Annotated in this window: 2 protein-coding genes; both read left to right on the top strand. The window is 42.7% G+C overall.

What is annotated here, in order from left to right:
• Positions 1 to 267: 267 nt before the first annotated feature.
• Positions 268 to 1,131, top strand: a complete 864-nt coding sequence (locus tag K6C05_RS09655; protein WP_296734144.1) for a flagellar filament capping protein FliD — start codon at positions 268 to 270, stop codon at positions 1,129 to 1,131.
• Between the two features lie 179 nt (positions 1,132 to 1,310).
• Positions 1,311 to 2,585, top strand: coding sequence for a GGDEF domain-containing protein (locus tag K6C05_RS09650; RefSeq protein WP_296734142.1), 1,275 nt, complete (start codon positions 1,311 to 1,313; stop codon positions 2,583 to 2,585).
• Positions 2,586 to 2,720 lie beyond the last annotated feature (135 nt).

The following is a 2,720-nucleotide window of genomic DNA, read 5'->3' as shown; positions in this document are numbered from 1 at the left end:
CTTTAAGATGTCCCCTTCCTCTTTAGGTGGGGGAAAACAAACTACAACAGCTGGCGAGCATATCTCCCAGCTCGTTGAAACGCTAATTGGAAGATTTTTCTTCTAAAGAAGAAAAATTTGAACAATGGCGTTATAATGAATTGTTTTTCTTTGAGCCATGTCAATAAAATGTGTATTTTTAATGATAAACAATAAAAAATATGATAAAATATTGTAATAAAATCGTGGAAGATATGTTTGTCGTTAAGTATGAAAGGTTGATGACATATGGCTATTACAGTTTCATCAATGGCCAAGGATAATTACAGTTTTTACCAGCTGGCCAAGGACCAGGGAATTTCTTTATCCGGTAGTAAGACCTCTGATGTAAATTCTTCCAGTGATATTTCCACTATGTGGAATGCTTATACCAATAAGCAGAGTACCAGTACCTTCTCCGGCTTTAATGCCGAAGACCTTTATGGTGTGCAGAAGGGATACAGGGAATTGCTTTCCTCTTATCAGGATACCAGAAAGGAATTCAACGCAGAGCTCAAGGCAAATATGAGTGACCTTTCCAAGTCTGCCAGAACCCTTGCTGCTACTGATTTTAATGTAGGGGAGGATGCCTTGATCCAGAAGGAGGTTACTACCACCGATAAGGATGGTAAGACCACCACCGAGACCCAGACCGTGATGAATGATGCCCTGCAAACAGCTGTGAAGAATATAAAGGATTTTGTCAGTGATTATAATGATTCTGTAGGCTTCTTCAAGGAAAATGCGGCTATTTCCAATAGAATGAGCCGTATGAATGATATGTTTTCCGATACCACCTACAGGGCAGGCAACTATCAGAGTATAGGAATCAGTGTGGGAAAGGATGGGTCCCTGACAGTAGATGATGATAGGTTGGTCAATGCTATCACTTCATCACCGGATAAGGTATCCCGTATTCTTGGAAATGAAGGATTGGTGGGAAAGACCCAATCTCATATAAACACTGTTAATTCCCAGCAGGACAAGCTGTTTCCGTCAGTAGAGTCGCTCTTTGGTGATGATTTGAAAACTGCCCGGGTTTATACTGGAAATGCACTTTTGGCAATGAATGGTTATGCTAATATGGGGAATTTTGTCAGCATGTATTGGTGATTGGCAGGATTCAATTGTTGGTTATATTGTATCCAATGTTAATGCTTGCATGAGACTTATTCCTTATGGATATCGAATAAGTCTCATTTTTATTTAGTCCTGATGTAATTTTCAGGGGTGTTGGCAATGGAAGATTTGACTTAAAAATTCATGCAAGGCTTTATGAGGAGGGATTTGTAATGTATTCGGCAAAGGCTCATTTTTGGCTGGCCGGGTTGACGAAGGAGCATGAGGCTGTTCTTAGGAATATCACACCATTGGAGCGGTTTTCTCATGATTTTTCCCCTTTACATTCACCTGAGGAATTGCATAAGGATTTTGTACCAGGCATCATTGGCGTGGTAATCGCCGATGAGACAGCAGGCTTTTCCCCTCAAATGCTGCGGGCTGCAGCCGGGGAGGGAAAAATCGTTTATTGTACTGCCAAGCCTGAAAATCTGTCAGAAGATATGTTGGAGGCAGTGGATTTTTTATGGTCAAAGCCTCTTAGCCCTGTGACACTGCGGTTTTATTTTCAGCAGTTATTAAAATACCTGAAGCAGGAAAAGGATTTGTGGCTGGCAGAAACATATTTGGACAATACAATAGACCCGGTGCCGGACCTCATCTGGTACAAGGATGCACATGGTGCTCATCTGAAGGTTAATAACGCTTTTTGTGAGGTGGTGGGTAAGACCAAGGCGGAAATAGCAGGCCGGGGCCACTGCTTTATATGGGGCCTGAGTCCGGAGGAGTATGCTCAGGGAGAATATGTCTGCATGGAGACCGAGGAGGAAGTCATTCAGAAGGGAACCACCTGCCTTTTTGATGAGCAGGTGAAGGCCCCTGAGGGAATGCGCCTGCTGCGCACCTATAAAACCCCAATCCGGGATGTTGATGGAACGATTATTGGTACAGTGGGTATGGCACGAAATGTAACCAAGGAACGCGAATTTCAGCAGAAAATATTGGAGATGGCCAGGCAGGATGCCCTGACCGGACTGGCTAACCGCCGGTATCTTGAATCGTATATTGAGGAGCAGCTGGAAAAGGGCGATGTAACACAGCAAACCTTCATTTACTTTGATTTGGATCATTTCAAGCAAATTAACGATACCTATGGCCATGCCATGGGGGATAAGGTGCTTGTTCATGTGGCTTCCTGTATGAAAAGCAGTTTTTCCGATGCATTTTTGGTCCGGCTGGGTGGCGATGAGTTTTTGGCAGTGCTGATGAAAAAAATATCCCGTGAAGAAATTATGAATCGGGTAAAATCATTTGTCCGGGACCTGAAGAAAGATTTTAAAAATCATCCTAACATGCAGATATTATCCATAAGTGCAGGGATTATAGTGAGTGACGGACAGGAAGCTATGGATGATCTTCTGCGCAAGAGCGATTTGGCACTGTATGCGGCCAAGAATTCCGGTCGGTCCTGTTGCCGATTTTATGATAGTTCCATGGAAAAACAATAAAAATTGCAATTATATGATAAAATTCAAGGATGGATGTCCAACAAATTGGAGAGGGACATCCATTTTTTATGCCTGATGTAGGCACAAGGCTAAAATGGCAGTATTGCATGTCACTTGAATAAGGTTTGACCTATC

Source organism: Anaerovibrio sp. (assembly GCF_024697385.1).
Classification (GTDB): Bacteria; Bacillota; Negativicutes; order Selenomonadales; family Selenomonadaceae; genus Anaerovibrio.
This window is presented reverse-complemented; position numbering and strand designations above follow the sequence as displayed.

Bases quoted from the DNA above. Each gene is read 5' to 3' on its own strand.
- K6C05_RS09655 (WP_296734144.1), top strand. From the start codon at position 268: ATGGCTATTACAGTTTCATCAATGGCCAAGGATAATTACAGTTTTTAC.
- K6C05_RS09650 (WP_296734142.1), top strand. From the start codon at position 1,311: ATGTATTCGGCAAAGGCTCATTTTTGGCTGGCCGGGTTGACGAAGGAG.